Origin of the sequence: Candidatus Symbiopectobacterium sp. (assembly GCF_020054415.1) — a bacterium.
Taxonomy (GTDB): Bacteria; Pseudomonadota; Gammaproteobacteria; order Enterobacterales; family Enterobacteriaceae; genus Symbiopectobacterium.
Genome location: NZ_JAHWCO010000065.1, coordinates 1 through 3,212 on the forward strand (window position 1 = coordinate 1; position 3,212 = coordinate 3,212).

Sequence of the window (3,212 nt, forward strand, 5' to 3'; positions counted from 1 at the left end):
CACGTGGTATTGCTGGTTCAGCAGGCAGTAAAGACTGGATGATCATCCATGCTTCATCGGGAAGGTCGTAGCGAGCCATAGTTCAATATACTGTGTAAACATACGGTTACTATAACTCAGGCAATTAAGGGACACAGCCTAATCCGCATATCTATCCTGATTTACCGTGCATCACCGCCACGTTGTCTGTTATTTCGGGGTAAATGCACGATTTAATGAAATAGATAACGAAGGGAAGAGCAGGAAAGGCTGCCAACCCAAGGATGGCAGCCCGCTGTGCGCCCATCAGGAACGATAGCGCGGTATGTTTCCCACATGCGACTCAGGCATCAGTAGGTATGGAAATATTCCTGAATCACATCGGCATTATGCGTTTTGCTCAAGGCCAACATCAGCAGAATGCGCGATTTTGCCGGGTTGAGCGAATCCGAAACCAGGCCAGGCTGGCTGGCATCGGGCGGGACAACACCACTGCCGGTACGCGTAGAGCGTACCACTACGATCCCCTTATTGAGCGCTTTACGGATGCCCGCGTCGCTGCGTTTGGAAACGCTGCCAGCGCCCATTCCGGCGTAGACGATACCTTGTACGCCGTGAGTGATGGCAGCATCATACATATACTCGGGGTCGTCTTGATAACCATAGATAATATCAACGCGAGGCAGCGTTTTAACGTCGGTGATGTCAAACACAGAGCGCGTGGTGTGTATTTTCTCCAAACGATTATTGAAGTAGATGCGATCGCCGACGATCGTGCCTAAATAACCCTCTTCGGGCGCCTTGAAGGTATCCAGCGTCGACGCATTGGTTTTACTGATAAAACGCGCTGAGCCGATGCGATCGTTCAACACCACCATCACCCCACGACTGCGCGCATTTTTATCCGCCGCCACTTTGACGGCACCGTACAGGTTCATCGGACCATCTGCGCTGATGGCGGTGGCAGGACGCATCGCTGCCACGAACACCACCGGCTTGTCACTTTTCACCGTCAGTTGCAGAAAATACGGTGATTCATCCAGGGTATCCGTACCGTGCGTAATGACTACGCCATCGACATCGTCGAGCGCCAACAACGCATTGACGCGATGGCTCAGCGTCAGCAACACGTCACTGGTCATGTTCTCACTGCCAATGTTCGCCACCTGCTCACCGCTGATGGTCGCCAAGGTTTTTAACTCAGGGACAGCGTTAATCAGGGTATCAACCCCCAATGCGCCGGCCTTGTATCCGGTCGTTTGCGTGTTTGCCACAGCGGAACCGGCAATGGTACCGCCGGTTGCCAGGATCACGATATGGGGTAATTTTTCCGCCGCACCCGCTAACGCGGAAAAACATACCACCATCACCAGTAACAGCGATCTCACTATCCTTTTCATCACAGTTATCCACTCTTCAGTGCATGAACAATAAAATGCCACTACTGCCTGCCACAGCAGCATTTCCCTACAAATTAAACGGATTTATCGCGTATAAACGTTTCCTATGTTGCTATTTACCTCTCAATGCTTCCGAAGCAGCTCATCTTGCCCGAGTGTGAGAAGCGGTATCGTTTGTGGGATCGCAAATTTGCAATAACACAATGAAAAAAATGCAAAAAGAAGTAAAAATGCAAGGCGCACGTTATTAGGTTGCGCCTCAGGGAAAGAGAGGGGAATCCGCCGTGATACACCCGCAGATAGCGGTGGGAGTATACGCGCTACTCCGACATCACCCAGATCGACCACGTGGCGCAGTTTGTTCCATTGCTGCTCCTCCGTCAGCCATGCGGCGTTCTCTGCTGAGGCAAACCCGCACATCGGACTCAATGCCAGCTGGTTTAGCGGTAAGTAGAGCGAGGCGTCATTAATTCGACGCTTGATGCTGCGCGCATCCTCCAGTTCTCCGGTTTCAGACGTGATAACACCGAGCACCACGGTTTGTGCGCCGATAGCGCGCAACGTTTCCAATCCGCTGAAATGCGCATCCGCATACTCCAGAAAAAGGCTATTCACGTTCAAGCGGCCCAGCGCTTTGGCAATAACATCGGCAAAGGGATTACGGTGCAGAATTTTGGTATCCAGATCGCCACTGCACACATGCAGGCTGATATACATATCCTTTGGCTTATCCTGCATGATACGGTTAAGTAAATAAACGCAGTGCTCAATGAGCTGATAAGGATCGGTGCCATCATCCAGTTCGGCGCGGATCGCTGCGACATCGCCAAACAGGCTCCAGAATGTATCATCCAGTTGCAGGTAGCGGCAGCCCTGGGCGTAAAAAGCGTGCAGCGCCTGAACATATACCTGCGCTAAATCGTCGCAGTAGGCATCCAACGCCTGATGCAGAAAATGATAATGCGCTAAAAAGGGGTGCTCGGTGTTAAAAGAGACCGGTCCCACAATGTGAAGGCGACAAGCCGCCATCTCTTGCCGCGTCATACAATAATCCTGCTCCCCCAACGGACCGACGATACCATGCAGATGGGCAAAAAAATCGTAATTCCCGCCGGTTCGGCGCAGCACACCATCAGTAATCACATGAATACCACAGGCCTTTTGCTGCTCCACAACACGTCTGACTTCATCGTCTTCCAGTTGTGTCAGTTGCGGACGCGTCAGCTTGCCCGCCACGAACGCCGAGCGTACGCGCTTCAGGCAGGCAGGGCGAAGCAGGCTCCCGACATGATCAGCATGAAACGGCGGGTATTTTTGTATTGTACGACGCATGATAACGGATCCTGTTATTTGAATAACGTTTCTTCCAAACGTCTGTTGCAGCGACCTTGGCGTGTGCAAAGTTGGCGGCACACAAACGGCATCATTCCTACCATGCTCCCCACAGAGCAGCAAATGCAAACTTCACTTTTCATGCAAAAAAATGCATATTGCATCAAATTCCAGCAATCAAGGGGGGGGGATGGATCAGAATCCAAGACGAAACAGGAAGGCAAGTGCAGATAGTTACAATGTTAGGCAGCTTTCTTGAAGAATACAAAATAAAAACAAAAAACCAACAATAAATATTAACATTCATTATAAGTTGCCCAGATCTACCTGCAGGCTTTCCAGGTCTCCATATAACTTCTTGCGGAACGTAACCTGATAAAAATCCTGAAAAATGGTTTTATGGAAGCGCTCGCAGATGCCGTTCGTCTGCGGAGACATCGCCTTCGTTTTCGTATGCTCGATATCGTTGATAGCCAGATAAAGCTGATAATCATGCTGCTC

At 50.7% G+C, this 3,212-nt stretch carries 2 protein-coding genes and 1 pseudogene; all 3 read right to left on the reverse strand.

The window, feature by feature from the left end; all coding sequences use genetic code 11:
• Positions 1 to 329: 329 nt before the first annotated feature.
• Complete coding sequence (locus QZ506_RS02200) at positions 330 to 1,346, reverse strand: type II asparaginase (RefSeq protein ID WP_291968733.1); 1,017 nt, start codon at positions 1,344 to 1,346, stop codon at positions 330 to 332.
• Between the two features lie 156 nt (positions 1,347 to 1,502).
• A complete protein-coding gene (locus tag QZ506_RS02205; RefSeq protein WP_291968731.1) occupies positions 1,503 to 2,711 on the reverse strand; it encodes a methionine synthase in 1,209 nt (402 codons plus the stop codon).
• A gap of 318 nt (positions 2,712 to 3,029) precedes the next feature.
• Positions 3,030 to 3,212 (reverse strand): annotated as a pseudogene (locus tag QZ506_RS02210) (IS481 family transposase); the annotation flags it as partial.

What these genes read in the sequence shown, in the direction of transcription:
- QZ506_RS02200 (WP_291968733.1), bottom strand. Translation starts at nt 1,346, where the DNA reads ATGGTGGTATGTTTTTCCGCGTTAGCGGGTGCGGCGGAAAAATTACCC.
- QZ506_RS02205 (WP_291968731.1), bottom strand. Translation starts at nt 2,711, where the DNA reads ATGCGTCGTACAATACAAAAATACCCGCCGTTTCATGCTGATCATGTC.